The organism is Homoserinimonas sp. A520, assembly GCF_054489245.1.
In genome coordinates this window covers 367,079-383,910 of record NZ_JBTMWX010000002.1, presented here as the reverse complement: position 1 = coordinate 383,910, position 16,832 = coordinate 367,079, and the positions used below count along the sequence as shown (strand labels likewise).

The following is a 16,832-nucleotide window of genomic DNA, read 5'->3' as shown; positions in this document are numbered from 1 at the left end:
CTATGGCCCCAGCACCCGCACTCACCCGTGAACCGGGCCTGTTCAGCCGCGAGTACCTGTGGATCACGCTCGGCTCGTGCGCACTCGTCTTCCTCGGCGCATTCGAGTCCCTCGCCGTGACCACCGTGATGCCGGTCGTCAGTGCCGACCTGGATGGCGCCAGCCTGTATGCGCTCGCATTCGCCGGGCCACTCGCCACCGGGGTGATCGGCATGGTGGTTGCGGGCAACTGGTGCGACCGGGCCGGTCCGATCGTGCCGCTCTACACCTCCGCCGTGCTGTTCGTCATCGGACTATTGGTGGCGGGAACCGCGACGATCATGCCCATGCTGGTCGCCGGCCGCCTGGTGCAGGGCCTCGGCGCCGGCGCCATCAACGTCGCACTCTATGTGGTGGTCGCGCGCGTATACCCGGCCAGGCTGCATCCGCAGATCTTCGCCGGATTCGCCGCCGCGTGGGTCGTCCCGTCGCTCATCGGCCCATTCGCAGCCGGGGTGGTCACCGAATTGTTCAGCTGGCACTGGGTCTTCCTCGGCGTGGTGGGGCTGGTCGCCATCGCCGCCGCCATGGTCTGGCCGGCACTGCGCGGCCTGACCGGCCGGGACGCGGATGCGGAGCCGGCACCCTGGTCGTTCGGCCGCATTGGCTGGTCTATCATCGCCGCAAGCGCCGTGCTGCTCCTGGGGCTGCTGGCCGAGGTGGAATCCGTCGGCGGAGCGCTCGTCGGCGTCGGCATCGTCGTGGCGCTGATCGCCGTGCGCCCGCTGCTGCCGCGCGGAACGCTGCTCGCCCGCCGGCGGTTACCCAGCGTGATCCTCCTGCGCGGTCTGGTGGGTGCATCCTTCTTCGGCGCCGAGGTGTATCTGCCCTACCTGCTCATCGAGCGCTACCACTTCCTGCCATCGCTGGCCGGACTCGCCCTGACCATCGGCGCGCTGACCTGGGCGAGCGCCTCCTGGCTGCAGGGGCGCCTGACGTCGCAACTCACTCACCAGCTGAGCACCGTCATCGGCGCCAGCCTCGTGCTCGCATCCATCCTCCTCGCCGGCGTGACCGCCCTGTTCACGCTGTCGCCGGTCATCGCGATCATCGGCTGGGGCCTCGGCGGCGCAGGGATGGGGCTCATGTACCCGCGGCTCAGTGTGATGACCCTCGCCATGTCGACCAAGGCGAACCAGGGGTTCAACAGTTCGGCGCTGTCGATCTCCGACTCCCTCGGCGCCGCGCTGGCCCTCTCCATGACCGGGATCGTCTTCGCCGGGCTCGCCACCAGCGGCCTCTCCTTCCCTGGGGTTTTCGCCTTCGCCGCGCTGATTGCCGTGGTGGCCGTCGTCGTCGCACCCCGGGTGGCAGAGAGGATGAGGGGCGAATGATCACGCCACCGGCACCACCGGCCAAGGGCGTCGCATCCGTCGACGGCGTCACCATCGCCACGTACGAGTTCGGGGATGCGGATGCCCGGCCGGCGCTGCTCGTGCACGGTTTCGCCTCCAGCGGGTTGCTGAACTGGCGGAACAGCGGGTGGGTGCGCGACCTGCTGCGCGCCGGCTACCGGGTGATCGCCATCGACCAGCGCGGGCATGGGGAGAGCGACAAGCCGCACTCCCCCGACGCATACACGATCGACCTGCTCGTCGCCGATGTGCAGCATGTGCTCGACACCTTCATGCTCGACGAGGTCGACTACGTCGGGTATTCACTGGGGGCGCGCGTGGGCTGGCGTACCGCTGTCAACGCGCCCGGGCGCATCCGTCGCCTCATTCTCGGCGGGATCCCGGATGGCGACCCGCTCACCCGCTTCCGAGTCGACCAGGCGCGGGCATTCATCGCGGACGGCACGCCTATTGAGGATCGGCTCACCGCCACCTACCTGAAGATGGCGGCCGGGATCCGCGGAAACGACCTCAGCGCGCTGGTGTCGTTGGTGGAGGGGATCCGCGGCGGGCCGCAGCCCGACCCGGCCAACCCGCCCGTGCAGCCGACGCTCTTCGCCACCGGCAGCGAGGACCCGATCCTGAATGCGTCACGGGCGCTTGCCGACGCGACGCCGCTCGGGTCGTTTTACGAGATTCCGGGGCGGGGACACTTCAATGCGCCCACCGCCCGCGGCTTCCGCGATGCGGCGCTGGAGTTCCTCCGAGCGGGTTGACCACGTCGAAACATAGGGGCTCGACAAGCTCGCCTGGTCTCGACAAGCTCGACCCGCCTATTCGCAGCGAGACGTCAGCGGTTGCGGCGGGCGGCGATGGCCTTGCCGATGCGATCGATCAGCGACTGGGCCGTTCCCCACACACCCTTGCGGAACAACAGCACCACGATGATGAAGATGCTGCCGGTGATGATGCCGATGCCATCGAAACCGGAACTGGCCAGTGAGTCCTCCAGTAGCACGATGATGGCCGCACCGACCGGTCCACCCCAGAGGGTGCCCATGCCGCCGATCACGGTCATCAGCACGACCTTGCCGGATGTGGTCCAATCCAGCTCCTGCAGCGACACGAACCCGTGGCTGATCGCGAAGACACCGCCGGCGATGCCCGCAAGCCCTGCGGACAACACGAACGCGATGAGCTTGTACCGTTCAACGTCGTAGCCCAGCGCTCGCGCCCTCGACGGGTTGTCCCGAATCGACACCAGCACCCGGCCGAACGGCGAGTGCACGATGCGCCAGCCGGCGAAAGCGCCAAGGCCGATCAGGATGATCGCAACATAGTAGAAGTAGAACGACTCGCTCTCGATCAGCTCGATCCCGAAGAAGGCGCTCGGCACACCCTGCAGCCCGTTCTCGCCGCCGGTCACGTCTTTCCACTGGTTGGCGATGAAGTAGATCATCTGGGCGAATGCCAGCGTGACCATGGCGAAGTAGATGCCGGCGCGGCGCACCGAGAGGAGCCCGATCGGCACGGCGATCACCATCGCGAAGAGTGCGCCGCCGATCACCGCCACCGGGAACGGCACCCCCAGGTTGATGGCGATAAGCCCGGTCACGTAGGCCGAACTCCCCCAGAAGGCGGCGTGGCCGAACGACAGCAGTCCGGTGAAGCCCAGGAGGAGGTCGACCGAGAGTGCGAACAGCGCCCACGCAGCGATGTCCATGGCGACCGGCGGGTAGACGAACCACGGCAGGGCGAGGGCGGCGAACAGTCCGACACCCAAGAGGATCAGCCGGCGAATCGTGCGACGCCGGCGAACGGCCGGGTCCAGGATGCTGCCTGCCACCAGGGTGTCGCGGGGAAGGGTGTCGCTGGTCATACCGTTTCCTGCCTTCCGAAGAGTCCGGCAGGACGAATCAGGATGACGCCGGCCATGAGGATGAAGATCGCGATCTGCGCGAACGTACCGGCGTAGGCCTGGCCGTAAGCCTCGACGAGGCCGACCAGGAACCCGGCGACCACGGCTCCGAGGATGGAGCCCAGCCCGCCGATCACCACGATCGCGAAGAGGATGATGATGAAGTTGTTACCCATGCTGGCGGTGATCGCCCGGAACGGTGAGGCGAGAACGCCGGCGAGCCCGGCGAGGGCCACGCCGAAACCGAACACCGGGGTGACCCAACGACCGACGTTGATGCCGAGCGCCCGAGCGCGTTCCGGCTCCTCGGTAGCCGCACGCACGATCATTCCGGCGCGGGTCTTGGTGAGCAGCATCCAGACGACGATGCACACCACGACGGAGAAGACGAACACGAAGACCTGATACGTCGGAAGCGTCACCGACCCGAGGGTGATCAGGCCCTCAAGCCCCGGTGCCTGCTCATACGGCAGCCCGGAGACGCCGTACTCGCGCTTCACCAGGTCGACCAGCAGCAGGGCGAGGCCGAAGGTCAGTAGGAAGTTGTACAGGATGTCCAGCTTCAGCAGCCACTGGATGAGCAGCCGTTCCACCACCACGCCGACGACGAACATGATCACCGGCACCAGCACCAGGGCAAGCCAGAAATGCACCTCGAAGGTGCTGAGCAGCACGGCGGACAGAACGGCGCCCAGCATGTAGAAGGCACCGTGTGCGAAGTTCACCACGCCGAGCGCGCCGAAGATCACCGCCAGCCCGAGGGCGGCAAGCGCGTAGAACCCGCCTGCCGCGAGCCCCTGCACCGTGTACTGGATGAACGATTCCATGTAGATCTCTTCCGAGTTTTGGGAGTGGGCGACTGGCGTCGCCCACTCCCAGGGTCAATCAGGGTCGGGTTAGAGCGAGCAGGCTTCGCTCACTGCCGGGTAGGCATCGGCTGCTGGGATGGTGGCGATGATCTCCTCGTAGTCCCAGTCCTCCTTGACGTCGGCGGCCTCCTTCACCTTGGCGACATAGGTGTCGTGGACCACGCTGTGGTCACCGGCACGGATCTCGCCGTTGCGCAGGAACACGTCGTTGACCTTCAGCCCCTCGAGCTCGGAGATGATGGCATCCGCGTCATCCGTACCGGCACGCTGGATAGCGTCCAGGTATTGGTACGCGGCCGAGTAGTTTGCCGCGTGGGCGAACGACGGGCGGGTGTCTGCCAGCTCTATGAAGCGGTCGGCGAACTCACGGTTCTGCTCGTCGTAGTCCCAGTACCAGGCATCCGTGAACGTGGTGCCGGCGAACTCCTCGACGCCCAGCGAGTGGATGTCGGTGATGAACATCAGGCCCACCGCGAGGGTCGCGTCAGCGCCCGACTGGTTGTACTGCTTCACGAAGTTGATCAGGTCGCCACCGGCAGCCATGATGCCGACGACATCCGGGTTGGTGGATTCGGCCTTGGTGATGAACGTCGCGAAGTTGTCGTTCGGGAACGGCGTGGCGATGGCCTCGTTGATGCTTCCGCCGGCACCCTCGATCGCGGCGCTGAACGACTTCACCATGTCCTGCCCGAATGCGTAGTCGGGGTAGACGAGGCTCCAGGTCTCGCCGCCGTCAGCGACGACTCCGGATGCGCCCTTCGCCAGCATCTGGGTGTTGTATGCCCAGTGGAACGTGTACGGGTTGCAGGCTGCGCCGGTGAGCTCCATGGTCGCGGCGCCGACGTTGATGTACAGCTTCTTCTTCTCGTTGGCGACCTCGGCGACAGCAAGGGCGGCTGAGGATGCCGGAACGTCCATGATGATGTCAGCGCTCTTGCGGTCGTACATCTGCTGCGCCTGGGTGTTGGCGACATCCGGCTTGTTCTGGGTGTCGGCAACCGTGATCTCCACGGTCTTGGCCACGGCCTCATCGCCGTACTTCTCGTGGTAGTCGTCGATCGCCATCTGGATGGCGATCTCGCTGTTCGGGCCGGACAGGTCCTTGTACACGCCGGACTGGTCGTTCAGCAGCCCGATGACGACCTTGTCATCACTGAGGTCACTCTCGGTGGCAGCCGGCGGACCACCCGCCGCACAACCGGCGAGCATGACCCCGCCCGTCAGGACGGCGGCGAATGCCAGCCCTCGCGTCTTCGTGATTGCCATGTGAATACTCCCTTGTACTTGGTGCGGATTGGCGGTGCGTTACATCCCCAGGTGTTCGAGCAGTTCGCTCTCCCTGACCTGGAAATCAGCGTTGTCGAGCTGTTCGACAACACGTCCTTGGGCGAGCAGGTAGTGCCGGTCGGCGACAGTCGAGGCGAACTTGACGTTCTGCTCGACCAGGAGGATCGCGACGCCGTTGGCCTTCACCTCGCGGATGATCTCCCCGATGCGCTGCACGATCACCGGAGCCAGCCCCTCGCTCGGTTCGTCGAGCAGCAGCAGGCGTGAGCCCATGCGCAGCACCCGGGCGATGGCGAGCATCTGCTGCTCTCCCCCGGACAGCTGCGTGCCCATGGATGCTCGGCGGTCTGCCAGCACCGGGAAGGCTTCGTACACGCGGTCGAGCGCCCAGGCATCCGGATGCACCACAGGGGGAAGCAGCAGATTCTCGGCGACGGTCAGGCTCGAGTAGATGCCCCGATCATCCGGTACCCAGCCAATGCCGGCGCGTGCCCGGGCATTCGGTGACAGCTTGGCGATCGGCTGCCCGTCGAACGTGATCGAGCCCTGCAGGTCGCGATGCAACCCCATGATGCAGCGGAGCAGCGAAGTCTTGCCGGCACCGTTGCGCCCCACCAGGGTGACCACCTCGCCGGGTTGCACATTGATGGTGACGTCGGACAGAACCCGTGCCTCACCGTAGGACGCCGACAGCGAATTGATCTCAAGCATGAGCCTGCCCCAGGTAAGCGGTGATGACCTTCTCGTCCTTGCGGACCTCGTCGTAGGTGCCCTCCACCAGGATCTGCCCCTGCTGGAGAACCGTGACGCTGTTGGCGAGGCTGCCGACGACGTGCATGTTGTGATCGACGAAGACGATCGTGCGGCCGGCCGAGATGCTGAGCACCAGCTCGATGGTGCGATCGACGTCTTCGAGGCTCATCCCGGCCGTCGGCTCATCGAGCAGCAGCAGTTTCGGCTCCAGCGCCAAGGCCAGAGCCAACTCGACCGCCCGCTTCTGGCCGTAGGCGAACTGGCCGACCTCGTCGTTGGCACGATCGGCCATGCCTACCTGGTCGAGCAGCTCGAGCGCCCGGCCGTGGAAGCGATCGAGGGTGCGCTCGGACCGCCAGAACTTGTAGGCGAGGCCGGTGGGGCTGCAGAGCGCCAGTTCGAGGTGCTCGAGTGCGGTCAGGTTGTCGAACAGGCTGGTGATCTGGAATGAGCGGGCAATACCGAGGTGGGCGATGTTCTCCGGGTCGAGGCCGGTGATGTCCTTGCCGTCGAACACGATCGTTCCGGAAGTCGGCTTGAGAAATCCGGTCAGCAGGTTGAACAGCGTGGTCTTACCGGCACCGTTCGGCCCGACCAGCGCATGCACGCTGCCCTCCTGGATCGCCAGGTCGACGTCATTGACGGCCTTGAACCCGCGAAAGTCCTTGGTCAACCCGGAAGCTGCCAGCAGCGTCGTGGTGCCCGACCCGGCTGCGACACCGGGCTGAGCTGCGCTCACCAAGCCGCTCCGTCAACGCTGTCGTGAACCACGGTTTTCGGGGGGAGCAGCACGGCGAAGCCCTTCCTACAGTCATTGGAGGCGGTTGGCGATATATCAACCTGACAAGTGATTCAGGTTTCGTGTTGAAGGTACTCCCTCTGATGCGTCCAGCGCAAGTGTCCCCAATTCGGGGGCGCGCACGATCAACTCATCCCACCCATAGCTGCGCGGTGTTTTCCGGCTTGCGCGGCCGCAAATGCGGCCGCGCCACGGAGACGGGCGCGCGGCCGCGCCAGAGATCGTGCAGAGAACGGGGCGTGTTCGGCGGGGCTACTCGGTCGCGGCGGCGCGCTCCAGCACGAGTTCGCGGACGCGCGCAGCATCCGCCTGGCCCTTCATGGCCTTCATCACGGCACCGATCACGGCACCGGCAGCCTGCACCTTGCCGTCGCGGATCTTCGCCAGGACGTCCGGCTGCGAAGCCAGCGCCTCATCGATGGCGGCGATCAGCGCACCGTCGTCGGACACCACGGCGAGCCCTCGGGACTTCACGACCTCGCCGGGTGAACCCTCCCCGGCCATGACTCCCTCCAGCACCTGGCGGGCCAGACGGTCGGTCAGTTCGCCGTCCTCCACCATGGCCACCAGCTCGGAGACGTGCAGCGGCGACACCAGCGATGACGCCTCGACCCCGCGCTCGTTCGCGACGCGGGCGATCTCACCGGTCCACCACTTGCGGGCGGAGTGAGCGGATGCCCCGGCAGCGGTCGTCGCCTCGACCTCGTTCAGCAGGCCGGAGTTCACGACATCCTGGAACTCCAGGTCGGTGAAGGCCCAGGCCTCCTTCAGCCGGCGCTTGCGCAGCGACGGAGCCTCCGGCAACGCCAGGCGCAGTTCCTCGATCAGCTCGTGGGATGGCTCGACCGGCAGCAGGTCGGGCTCGGGGAAGTAACGGTAGTCGTCCGCGTCGCTCTTCGGGCGCCCGGCTGAGGTCACCCCGGTGTCCTCGTGCCAGTGGCGGGTCTCCTGGATGATCGTGCCGCCCTTGGCGAGGATGGCCGCCTGGCGCTGGATCTCGTAGCGGATGGCGCGCTCAACCGAACGCAGGCTGTTCACGTTCTTTGTCTCGGTACGCGTTCCGAGAATGCCAGAGCCACGCGGGCTCAGCGAGATGTTGGCGTCGCAGCGCAGGTTGCCGCGCTCCATCTTCGCCTCCGAGATTCCGAGGGAGAGCACGATGTCACGAATGGCGGCAACGTAGGCCTTGGCGAGGTCCGGGGCATCCGCTTCAGCACCGGTGATCATCTTGGTGACGATTTCGACCAGCGGAACACCGGCTCGGTTGTAGTCGACGAGCGAATACTCTGCACCCTGGATGCGACCGGTCGCGCCACCCACGTGGGTGAGCTTTCCTGCGTCCTCCTCCATGTGCGCGCGCTCGATCTCGATCTGGAACACGCGGCCGTTCGGCAGCTCGACTTCGACGTTGCCGTCGAACGCGATCGGCTCGTCATATTGCGAGATCTGGTAGTTCTTGGCCAGGTCGGGGTAGAAGTAGTTCTTGCGCGCGAACCGGCTCGACGGCGCGATCGAGCAGCCAAGGGCCAGGCCGAGGCTGATCGAGTAGCGGATGGCCTTCTCGTTCACCACCGGAAGGCTGCCGGGCAGGCCGAGGTCGACGGGCGTGATCGTCGTGTTCGGCTCGTGCGGCACGTTCTCGAAGGCCGCCGGGTTGGGGGCATCCGAGAACATCTTCGTCTGCGTGTTCAGCTCAACGTGAACCTCGAAACCGAGCACCGGCTCGAACATTTCAATGGCCTTGTCGTAGTCCATGAGATCGATCTTGGCCATCAGACGACACCTTCCATTGCTGCGAACTCTTCGCCGAACGCGAGGTCGGGCGCCTGACTGATCAGCGTGTGGCCCCACTTCTCTTCTAGCAGCGCCTCCAACGCGGAGCCGGCACGGTACAGCCTCACATCCTGGCGCGCGGGAGCCATGATCTGGATGCCGGTCGGCAGCCCGTCCTCGGGCGCCAGGCCCATGGGCAGGCCCATTCCGGGAATGCCGGCCAGGTTCGCCGGGATGGTCGTGATGTCGTTGAGGTACATCGCCAGCGGGTCTTCCAGCTTCTCCCCCAGCTTGAACGCCGTGGTCGGCGCGGCCGGGCTGACCAGCACATCCGCTTTCAGGAATGCGGCATCGAAGTCGCGCTGGATGAGGGTGCGCACCTTCTGCGCGCTGCCGTAGTAGGCGTCGTAGTAGCCGGCGCTCAGGGCGTAGGTGCCCAGGATGATGCGGCGCTTCACCTCGGGTCCGAAGCCTGCCTCGCGGGTGGCCGCCATGACATCCTCGACCGTCCCGCCACCCTCAGGGTTCACCCGGAGGCCGAAACGAACGGAGTCGAACTTGGCCAGATTGCTGGACGCCTCCGCGGGGAGGATCAGGTAGTACGCGTTGATGGCGTACTCGAAGCTCGGCGCGGAGACCTCGACGATTTCGGCGCCGGCGGATGCCATCAGCTCGAGCGATTCCGCGAACCGGCTGTGCACGCCGGCCTGGAAGCCGTCGCCGTTGAGCTCCTTCACCACGCCGACGCGCAGGCCGGCGAGCGACCTGGACGCCGCTCCCTCGCGGGCGGCAGTGGCGAAGCTCGGCCACTCGTCGCGCAGCGAGGTGGAGTCACGCGGGTCGTGGCCGCCGATGACGTCGTGCAGCAGCGCCGCGTCAAGAACCGTGCGGGTGACCGGGCCGACCTGGTCGAGGGAGGAGGCCAGCGCGATCGCGCCGTACCGGGATACGCCGCCGTAGGTCGGCTTGACGCCGACCGAACCGGTGACTGCGGCCGGCTGGCGGATCGAGCCGCCGGTGTCGCTGCCCAGTGCGAGCGGCGCCTCGAAGGCTGCAACGGCGGCAGCGGAACCGCCACCAGAGCCTCCCGGGATGCGCTCGAGGTCCCACGGGTTTCGGGTGGGCCCATAGGCGGAGTGCTCGGTCGATGAGCCCATCGCGAACTCGTCCATGTTGGTCTTGCCGAGCGGCACCAGGTCCGCTTCGCGCAGCTTGCGCACCACGGTCGCGTCATACGGTGGAACCCAGCCTTCGAGCATCCGCGACCCTGCCGTCGACGGCATGTCGATGGTGCACAGGACATCTTTGATGGCGATCGGAACGCCGGCCAGCGGACTCAGCGTCGCGCCGGAAGCCCGCTTGGCGTCCACCGCCTTCGCCGTGTCGAGAGCGGCGGATGACACGTGCAGGAACGCATGGACATCACCGTCGACTGCGGCAATGCGGTCCAGGTGCGCCTGCGTCACCTCAACGCTGGAGACGTCACCCGACTGCAGTTTCTCGGCGAGCGCGGCTGCGGACATCCTCGTCAGATCGGACATTACTGCTCCTCCCCCAGGATGGCCGACACCCGGAACCGGCTGCCGTCGTGGTCTGGTGCACCGCTCAAAGCCTGCGCCGTCGTCAGGGTCTCCCCCGGAACATCCGGTCGGAACACATTGCTGAGCGGAATCGGATGCGACGTGGCCGGCACATCGGCTGACGCCACCTCGTTCACCCGCGCCACCGAGTCGATGATGACGCTGAGCTCGCCAGTGAGCTTGGCGATCTCGGACTCCGTCAACGCGATGCGGGCCAAATTGGCCAGGTGGGCCACCTGTTCGGTGGTGATTTCAGACATGGGGGCTCCGCAGGGTCGCTTCTGGTGGGGACCCGCCAATTCTATCGGGCACCCCCAACGGGCAGGCGCCGGGCGTCAGATCAGGCGATTGAAGTAGGTGAGGGTGCGCTGCACGTCCTGGCCGGAGCCGTCGCTGACCAGCGATCCGCGGTCGATACCGATCAGCGCCATGTTCCGCAGCGACTCGCTGTTCGGTGCGAAGTAGCCATTGTGGCCGACGGATGCGGTCAGCTCCTCGTCGGTGATCAGGTCGACGCCGCCGGCAACACTCATCGGGTGGGCGCCATAGGACGGCGCACCCGGGTCGTTGCCGAAGTAGCCGGTGCCCACCACCGGGTCCCAGCTGGCCTCGCCGACGAAGACGTTGCGTCCGCGAACGTGCAGGTCGTCTACGGACTGTGCGTCGCTGCCGGGGGAGCCGACGACGGCGAAGGAGTCGACCTCGAAGTTGCCGGTCACCAGCGCTTTCATCGCCGCGGTCGACCCATAGGAGTGCGCCAGCAACGACACGAACGGCCGATCGGTGCCGCGCTCGTCGAAGAGCGAATCCATGGCGGAATCCAGGTACAGTGCGCCCTCGTCCGCAAGCTCCTCGGAGCCGACGGTGAAGATGTTCGGCGTCTGGTATCCCATCCAGGCAACCGTGGCGACGGTCTTGTCCTGCAACCGCGGGTCGCTCCTGCCCAGCAGGTCGAGCCAGGCGTTCTGCTCGTTGTACAACTCCAGCGCGGTCTCCGACCAGTCGACGACCTGCCCCTCGATGGTGAAGAACATTCCCGGGATCAGGTAGCTGACGTAGTCGGCGGTTCCCAGGTCGCCGACGACGATGGCGGCGCGGCCGGGCCACTGCGTGTCGAGGCTGATGATCGAGCGGTCCGGCGTTCCAGTCGCCGGCGCGATGGCCAACTCGATCTGGTGCAACATGCTCAGCTGGGCCCCGATCTCGGTGCTCGCAACACGGCCGATCCCCATCTCCGCCGTCGCCTCGAGCTGGCCGATGGTCGTCTCGAGCAACTCGCGGTTGACGGCATCTCGTGTGGCGATGGGCACACCGGGCAGGTTGCCGACAATCTCAGGTGCCGCGGCCCGCAGGTCGCGTTGTGCCGCTGTCGGCAGCGAAGCCCACCAGCGGGCGGTCTGACCGGCAGCGGGCGGGTTGAGGAGCAGCTGCGTCGTCGACTCGGAACTTGTCTCCATGAACGAGCTGAGTTCCGCCCGGTCGAGCATCGCAAGCTGTTCGAGCAGCACGCGACCAGCCAATTGCGGCAGGAGAGTGGGGTCAAGTCTCTCGTGTTGCGCGCGCAGCGTGGTGTTCCCGTCGACCCGGAAAGCGCTGAAGGGATCCGTCTGTGGCGCCTGCGTCACGGTGCTTGCCGCTGTGCTGGCCATGGCGGGCGGAACGAAATCCGGCGCGGCAACTACCCCAGCGACCCCTGAAAGGGTGACCGAGGCGACCAGCAGCACCACGAGGTCAATCACGGATTGGACAGTTTCCTATGTACCCCATGCGGGAGGAGCATCAGCAAATGAAATGTTCTTACTTACTGTAGGTATAGCAGAGGCCCAATTGCATGGCAATAAGTTGCGCAGGCGCAAAGATCCGGATGTTTCGCTATTCGAGCGCCGATGGCCCCTCGGCGAGCAACACGGCGAACTGCGCGGCGTCGATAATCCGCACGCCGAGTTCTTCGGCTTTCGCCAGCTTGGAGCCGGCGCCGGGGCCCGCCGCAACGAAATCCGTCTTCTTCGACACGCTCGAGGCCGCCTTGCCTCCAGCCGCGATGATCGCCTCCAGGGCGCCCTCCCGGGTGAAGCCCTCCAGGCTCCCGGTGGCCACCACGGTCACGCCCTCCAGTGGACCGCCCGCCGCCGCTGCCGCGCCCGGCCCGGCGTGACCGGGCGTCGAGAACTGGACGTCGGCATCCGCCCACCGCTCCACGATCTCCCGATGCCAATCGACCTGGAACCACTCGATCACCGCGTCGGCGATGATGCCACCAACACCATCGACGGTGGCCAGTTCATCTCGGGACGCCTCACGAATCGCCTGCAGGGATCCGAAATAGTCGGCGAGTGCGCGGGCGGCCACCGGCCCGACGTGGCGAATGTTGAGGCTCACCAGAATGCGCCAGAGCGGCTTGGTCTTCGCCTTCTCGATCTCTGCCAGGAGCTTCACCGCACTGGATGATGGCTGTGGCCCGAGCAGTCCGCTCTTCTTCTCGGCGGGCGTCGGGTTGCGGCGGAACGGGGTTCGCACTTTCGGCTGGCCGTCTTCAACCTCCTTCACCAAGCCGGTCTCGCTGTCGCGCACAACGACTTCGATCGGCAGGAGGTCGTCGAGGGTGAGGTCGAACAGCCCCGCCTCGGTGACCAGCGGCGGAACCTCCGGAACGCTCGGCTGCGTCAGCGCCGCAGCAGCCACCTCCCCGAGAACCTCGATGTCGAGTGCACCCCGGCTGCCGATGTGCTCCACCCGGCCGCGAACCTGCGCGGGGCAGGTCTTCGCGTTGGGGCAGCGCAGGTCGATGTCCCCCTCCTTCGCCGGCCGCAGGGGCGTGCCGCACTCCGGGCAATTGGCCGGCATCACGAACTCGCGTTCGGTACCGTCTCGCAGCTCCACCACCGGGCCGAGCACTTCGGGAATCACATCGCCCGCCTTGCGCAGCACCACCGTGTCGCCGATGAGCACGGCCTTCGCCTTCACCACGTCCTGGTTGTGCAGCGTCGCCTGGCGCACCTCGGAACCGGCAACGCGCACCTTCTCCATCACGGCGAAGGGCGTGGCCCGTCCGGTGCGCCCGACGCTCACGACGATGTCGAGCAGCTTCGTGTTCACCTGCTCCGGCGGGTACTTGTAGGCGATCGCCCAGCGCGGCGCCCGGCTGGTCGCACCGAGCTCGTCGTGCAGAGCCAACTCGTCGACCTTGATGACGATGCCGTCGATCTCATGTTCGACGCTGCCGCGGTTCTCACCGAAGTATTCGATGAACTCGGCCACCTCGCCTGCTGTCTTCTTCACGCGGTAGTGGCTGCTGGTCGGCAGGCCCCAAGTGCTCAGCAGTTCGTACACCTGTGATTGGGAGGCGGCGGGAGGGTTGGCCCAGGCGCCGATGCCGTGCACGAGCATCCGCAACCTGCTCAGCCGGTTGGTCATCAGCCTCAGCCCGGACTCGCTCTTGCCCTCGGACTTCTGCCGCAGGCTTCCGGATGCCGCGTTCCGCGGGTTGGCGAATACGCGCTCCCCGGCCTCAGCCTGTTCGGCGTTGAGTTCCCGGAACGCCGCGACCGGGAAGAACACCTCACCGCGCACCTCGACGAGGGGCGGATGCCCGGAGCCGGCCAGCCGGCGCGGAATGGAGGTGATCAGGCGCACGTTCTCTGTCACGTCTTCGCCGACCCGGCCGTCGCCGCGGGTTGCCGCCGAACGGAGAACGCCGTTCTCGTAGCGCAGGTTGAGTGCCAGCCCGTCGATTTTCAGTTCGCAAAGGTAGTCAACGTGGCGGTGGGCGTCGCGTTCGACCCTCGCAGCCCAGGTGGTGAACTCGTCGATGGAGAACACGTTGTCGAGGCTGAGCATCCGTTCCGCGTGCTCAACCGGGTCGAACAGGGTCTGCGCCTTGCCGCCGACCGTCTGGGTCGGGCTGTCCTGGCCCTGGAGCTCCGGGAACAGCCGCTCGAGTTCTTCGAGTCGGTGCATCATCCGGTCGTATTCCGCGTCATCGACGAGCACTTCGTCGCGCTCGTAATACGCATCACGCAGTTCGAGGATGCGCGCCGTCAGCTTGCTGGCCTCATCGTGCGCAGCGTCAAGGTCGGGCGCGGTGTAGGTCTCTGCCACGGCACAAGTGTAGGCGCGGCCGACGACATCGGCAGGCGGCGTTCAGCGGGTCAGTCGCGGGGCGTGGTCGCGTGCTCGGTGAGGATGCGCTGCATCTCCGGGAGCCCGAATTGCTGGGCCACCTCATGCGCGGTGTGCGCGCCAATGTCCGGGTCGGCACCGGCGTGCAGCAGTGCCCGCACGATCGGCTCCGAGTTGCGGAAGACCGCGGCGATAAGAGCCGTCTGACCCATGTTGTTGATGATGCCGGTGTCCGCACCGGCAGCCAGGAGCGCGTCGACGGTCTGCGGATGCTCGCGGTAGGCAGCGAGGATGAGCGCGGTATCCCCGCGCGCGTTGGCCAGGTCGACGGACACCCCCGCGTTGATCATCTCGAGCAGCGGCTCGGTGCGGCCCTCGCGGGCCAGGTCGAGCACGCCCTCGACGAATGCGCGCTGCTCGTCCTCGCTGAGTGGGGCGTCGGTCATGCCGATACCGGTACCGCGCTCACCGTGCGGTCGATCGTGCACTGGCCGAGTACGCGGGTTCCCACATAGACCACGGCGGTCTGACCGGTTGAGACCCCGTTGAGCGGCGTTTGGGGGCGAATGACCAGCTCGGCGTCCTCATTGACCCAGGCGGTGGCTGGCACCGGGTCGCTGTGCGCACGCACCTGCACGTGGCACTCGAACGGCGTTGTCGGGTCTTCCGGGGCAAGGCCGGCCCAGCTGAAGCGGCTCCCAGCGACCTCGGCGAGGTCGAGCGCCTCGCGTGGCCCGACCACGACGGTGTTCTGCTTCGGGCGCACCTCCAGCACGAACCGTGGGCGGCCGTCGGGGCTCGGCACGCCAAGGTTCAGTCCCTTGCGCTGACCGATGGTGAATGCGGCGGCTCCTTCGTGCTTGCCGACGACGTCACCGTTGCGGTCAAGGATCTCGCCCTGCTCCGCACCGACCCGCTCGGCAAGCCACCCACGAGTGTCGCCGTCCGGGATGAAGCAGATGTCGTGGCTGTCCGGCTTGCTGGCGACGCTGAAGCCGCGCTCAGCAGCTTCGGCTCGCACCTCTGCCTTCGACGGTGTTTCGGCCAGCGGGAACATGCAGTGCGCCAACTGGTCCGCGTTCAGCACACCGAGCACATAGGACTGGTCTTTCGCCCAGTCCGCGGCGCGGTGCAGCTCGCGGTTGCCGTCAGCATCCGTCTTGATGGAGGCGTAGTGGCCGGTCACGACCGCGTCGAACCCCAGGTCGATGGCCTTCTCGAGCAGGGCCGCGAACTTGATCTTCTCGTTGCAGCGCATGCACGGGTTGGGGGTGCGGCCGGCGGTGTACTCCTCGATGAAGTTGTCGACCACATCGAGCTTGAAGCGTTCGGAGAAATCCCAGACGTAATACGGGATGCCGATGATGTTGGCCGCGCGCTGGGCGTCCATCGAGTCTTCGATGGTGCAGCAACCGCGGCTGCCGGTGCGGAGGGTTCCGGGCATCCGGCTGAGGGCCAGGTGAACACCCACCACCTCGTGGCCGGCGTCGGCAGCGCGCGCGGCAGCGACGGCGGAGTCGACCCCGCCACTCATCGCTGCCAGAACTTTCACGTCATCCAGTGTACGGGCCCGCCCTGAGCCGCCCCGCACCCTCCACGCCGCCTATCCGGGGATGTCGTTGAGGGTCTTCTCCACCGAGCCGAGGCGGGAGTCGATGCCGTCGAGGCGGGCGATCAGCTTCTCATTGACGGCTGCGTTCTGCTCGAGTGCTTTTGCCAGGTCGGTGTTGCGGCCGGCGAACTTCGTCGCCACGGTGATGAGACCGCCCACGATGATGCCGACGATTGCGATCCAGGCGAACCACGGTATGTAGCCCAGTGCGGTGATGTCCATTAGTTTTCTCCGATTTCTGCCTGTACGGCGGTGACGATTGTTGTGGCGTCGATGGTGAGAGCGAAGGGCACGACCTCGAAGAACTTCATGGCCTTGCCGTCTTCGCTCAATTCGAGATGTCCGGTAACGAATCCGGCCTCCTCGAGCTTGGTGAGGTGCATGTAGAGAAGCGCTCGTGACATCCCGACCTGCCTGGCGAGCTCGCTCACATGGAGCCGCTCCCCCACCAGCATCGCGATGATGCGCATCCGCTGCGGGCTGGCGATCGCCGACAACCGAGCGCTGAGTTGTTCAGCGGTGTCGTCGGTCGAGAAAATCCCTCCCCTGGCGTCTGACTTGCTCACGATTCTCCTCTTTACTGCACCTGTCAGACGACACTAACATATGCAGGTCCCAGTCTGTCAAGTTGGCCGATAGGCGAAATCGCGAGCCGACCCGCCGCGGGCCACCCGTACGTTGATTAGGCACGGAGCGCTTGCGCGCCTGATGGTGCGGCAGTAGCGTGACGGTACCTGACGGGTGTCCTG

Annotated in this window: 16 protein-coding genes; 2 read left to right on the top strand and 14 right to left on the bottom strand. The window is 66.3% G+C overall.

Annotation, left to right across the window (positions count from 1 at the left end):
- Positions 1 to 2 precede the first annotated feature (2 nt).
- Together ACX3PH_RS06330 and ACX3PH_RS06325 are read left to right on the top strand one after the other, a co-directional pair.
- Positions 3 to 1,373 (top strand): MFS transporter, encoded by a 1,371-nt coding sequence (locus tag ACX3PH_RS06330; RefSeq protein ID WP_459090549.1) that lies wholly within the window; start codon positions 3 to 5, stop codon positions 1,371 to 1,373.
- On the top strand, positions 1,370 to 2,149 hold the full coding sequence (locus ACX3PH_RS06325; RefSeq protein WP_459090547.1) for an alpha/beta fold hydrolase: 780 nt from the start codon (positions 1,370 to 1,372) through the stop codon (positions 2,147 to 2,149). Before ACX3PH_RS06330 ends, ACX3PH_RS06325 begins: the two co-directional genes overlap by 4 nt.
- Before the next feature lie 74 nt (positions 2,150 to 2,223).
- On the opposite strand, the gene ACX3PH_RS06320 is transcribed toward ACX3PH_RS06325, so the two are convergent.
- From ACX3PH_RS06320 to ACX3PH_RS06255, 14 genes are all read right to left on the bottom strand, one after another.
- On the bottom strand, positions 2,224 to 3,252 hold the full coding sequence (locus ACX3PH_RS06320) for a branched-chain amino acid ABC transporter permease (protein ID WP_459090545.1): 1,029 nt from the start codon (positions 3,250 to 3,252) through the stop codon (positions 2,224 to 2,226).
- The gene (locus tag ACX3PH_RS06315; protein ID WP_459090543.1) at positions 3,249 to 4,118 is read right to left on the bottom strand and encodes a branched-chain amino acid ABC transporter permease; all 870 of its coding nucleotides are present in this window, start codon (positions 4,116 to 4,118) and stop codon (positions 3,249 to 3,251) included. The genes ACX3PH_RS06320 and ACX3PH_RS06315 overlap by 4 nt, the downstream gene beginning before the upstream one ends.
- Before the next feature lie 69 nt (positions 4,119 to 4,187).
- Positions 4,188 to 5,426 (bottom strand): ABC transporter substrate-binding protein, encoded by a 1,239-nt coding sequence (locus ACX3PH_RS06310; RefSeq protein WP_459090541.1) that lies wholly within the window; start codon positions 5,424 to 5,426, stop codon positions 4,188 to 4,190.
- A gap of 39 nt (positions 5,427 to 5,465) precedes the next feature.
- Positions 5,466 to 6,158, bottom strand: coding sequence for an ABC transporter ATP-binding protein (locus ACX3PH_RS06305; RefSeq protein ID WP_459090539.1), 693 nt, complete (start codon positions 6,156 to 6,158; stop codon positions 5,466 to 5,468).
- Positions 6,151 to 6,939 (bottom strand): ABC transporter ATP-binding protein, encoded by a 789-nt coding sequence (locus ACX3PH_RS06300; protein WP_459090537.1) that lies wholly within the window; start codon positions 6,937 to 6,939, stop codon positions 6,151 to 6,153. The genes ACX3PH_RS06305 and ACX3PH_RS06300 overlap by 8 nt, the downstream gene beginning before the upstream one ends.
- 312 nt (positions 6,940 to 7,251) lie before the next feature.
- On the bottom strand, positions 7,252 to 8,772 hold the full coding sequence (gatB, locus tag ACX3PH_RS06295) for an Asp-tRNA(Asn)/Glu-tRNA(Gln) amidotransferase subunit GatB (RefSeq protein WP_459090535.1): 1,521 nt from the start codon (positions 8,770 to 8,772) through the stop codon (positions 7,252 to 7,254).
- Positions 8,772 to 10,313: an Asp-tRNA(Asn)/Glu-tRNA(Gln) amidotransferase subunit GatA gene (gene gatA / locus ACX3PH_RS06290; protein WP_459090533.1), complete on the bottom strand. Its 1,542-nt coding sequence runs from the start codon at positions 10,311 to 10,313 to the stop codon at positions 8,772 to 8,774. Before gatA ends, gatB begins: the two co-directional genes overlap by 1 nt.
- The gene (gene gatC / locus ACX3PH_RS06285) at positions 10,313 to 10,612 is read right to left on the bottom strand and encodes an Asp-tRNA(Asn)/Glu-tRNA(Gln) amidotransferase subunit GatC (protein ID WP_459090531.1); all 300 of its coding nucleotides are present in this window, start codon (positions 10,610 to 10,612) and stop codon (positions 10,313 to 10,315) included. Before gatC ends, gatA begins: the two co-directional genes overlap by 1 nt.
- 75 nt (positions 10,613 to 10,687) lie before the next feature.
- Positions 10,688 to 12,091 carry an alpha/beta hydrolase gene (locus tag ACX3PH_RS06280; RefSeq protein WP_459090529.1) on the bottom strand — a complete coding sequence of 468 codons (1,404 nt, stop codon included), beginning with the start codon at positions 12,089 to 12,091 and terminating at the stop codon, positions 10,688 to 10,690.
- 133 nt (positions 12,092 to 12,224) lie between these two features.
- Positions 12,225 to 14,450 carry an NAD-dependent DNA ligase LigA gene (gene ligA / locus ACX3PH_RS06275; protein ID WP_459090527.1) on the bottom strand — a complete coding sequence of 742 codons (2,226 nt, stop codon included), beginning with the start codon at positions 14,448 to 14,450 and terminating at the stop codon, positions 12,225 to 12,227.
- Positions 14,451 to 14,500: 50 nt separating this feature from the next.
- Positions 14,501 to 14,917, bottom strand: coding sequence for an ankyrin repeat domain-containing protein (locus ACX3PH_RS06270; RefSeq protein ID WP_459090525.1), 417 nt, complete (start codon positions 14,915 to 14,917; stop codon positions 14,501 to 14,503).
- The gene (gene mnmA / locus ACX3PH_RS06265; RefSeq protein ID WP_459090523.1) at positions 14,914 to 16,023 is read right to left on the bottom strand and encodes a tRNA 2-thiouridine(34) synthase MnmA; all 1,110 of its coding nucleotides are present in this window, start codon (positions 16,021 to 16,023) and stop codon (positions 14,914 to 14,916) included. Before mnmA ends, ACX3PH_RS06270 begins: the two co-directional genes overlap by 4 nt.
- A 51-nt stretch (positions 16,024 to 16,074) precedes the next feature.
- Entirely contained in the window at positions 16,075 to 16,305 is a 231-nt protein-coding gene (locus tag ACX3PH_RS06260; RefSeq protein WP_459090521.1) for a hypothetical protein, read from the bottom strand.
- Positions 16,305 to 16,649, bottom strand: coding sequence for an ArsR/SmtB family transcription factor (locus ACX3PH_RS06255; protein WP_459090519.1), 345 nt, complete (start codon positions 16,647 to 16,649; stop codon positions 16,305 to 16,307). The genes ACX3PH_RS06260 and ACX3PH_RS06255 overlap by 1 nt, the downstream gene beginning before the upstream one ends.
- Positions 16,650 to 16,832 lie beyond the last annotated feature (183 nt).

Coding starts and splice junctions, on each gene's coding strand:
- ACX3PH_RS06330 (WP_459090549.1), top strand. CDS start 3: ATGGCCCCAGCACCCGCACTCACCCGTGAACCGGGCCTGTTCAGCCGC.
- ACX3PH_RS06325 (WP_459090547.1), top strand. CDS start 1,370: ATGATCACGCCACCGGCACCACCGGCCAAGGGCGTCGCATCCGTCGAC.
- ACX3PH_RS06320 (WP_459090545.1), bottom strand. CDS start 3,252: ATGACCAGCGACACCCTTCCCCGCGACACCCTGGTGGCAGGCAGCATC.
- ACX3PH_RS06315 (WP_459090543.1), bottom strand. CDS start 4,118: ATGGAATCGTTCATCCAGTACACGGTGCAGGGGCTCGCGGCAGGCGGG.
- ACX3PH_RS06310 (WP_459090541.1), bottom strand. CDS start 5,426: ATGGCAATCACGAAGACGCGAGGGCTGGCATTCGCCGCCGTCCTGACG.
- ACX3PH_RS06305 (WP_459090539.1), bottom strand. CDS start 6,158: ATGCTTGAGATCAATTCGCTGTCGGCGTCCTACGGTGAGGCACGGGTT.
- gatB (WP_459090535.1), bottom strand. CDS start 8,772: ATGGCCAAGATCGATCTCATGGACTACGACAAGGCCATTGAAATGTTC.
- gatA (WP_459090533.1), bottom strand. CDS start 10,313: ATGTCCGATCTGACGAGGATGTCCGCAGCCGCGCTCGCCGAGAAACTG.
- gatC (WP_459090531.1), bottom strand. CDS start 10,612: ATGTCTGAAATCACCACCGAACAGGTGGCCCACCTGGCCAATTTGGCC.
- ACX3PH_RS06270 (WP_459090525.1), bottom strand. CDS start 14,917: ATGACCGACGCCCCACTCAGCGAGGACGAGCAGCGCGCATTCGTCGAG.
- ACX3PH_RS06260 (WP_459090521.1), bottom strand. CDS start 16,305: ATGGACATCACCGCACTGGGCTACATACCGTGGTTCGCCTGGATCGCA.